Source organism: Streptomyces glomeratus, assembly GCF_021462825.1.
Classification (GTDB): Bacteria; Actinomycetota; Actinomycetes; order Streptomycetales; family Streptomycetaceae; genus Streptomyces; species Streptomyces glomeratus.
In genome coordinates this window covers 1-353 of sequence record NZ_JAKEEB010000118.1, presented here as the reverse complement: position 1 = coordinate 353, position 353 = coordinate 1, and the positions used below count along the sequence as shown (strand labels likewise).

The following is a 353-nucleotide window of genomic DNA, read 5'->3' as shown; positions in this document are numbered from 1 at the left end:
TGCGCCGGCGGGAAGTCGGCGAACGCGGTGATGTCCGTCGCCGCATCCAGCAGCATCGTCTTGACCTGCGGGAACTGTCGTCCGAGCATGTCGGCGACCACGTTCAGCTGGGTGCGCACCTGCTCGCCGGTGGTCTGCGCGAAGATCGTGCGGATGGTGGCGGCGACCATCTCCCCGGAGCCCCTCTCGATCACCGAGAACACATCCCGGACGAAGTGAACCCGGCACCTTTGCCAGGCCGCGCCGAGGAAAACGGTGCGGATCGCGGCCACCAGCCCGCTGTGGCTGTCGGAGATGACCAGCTGGACGTTCTCCAGGCCGCGGGCTCGCAGCGAGCGCAGGAACTTCGTCCA

The 353-nt window shown here is 67.7% G+C and carries 1 protein-coding gene; it reads right to left on the bottom strand.

All coding sequences use genetic code 11. The annotated features are described in order from the left end of the window. The coding region (locus tag LZ604_RS35585; RefSeq protein WP_234520374.1) for a transposase at positions 1–353 on the bottom strand (353 nt) is incomplete at both ends.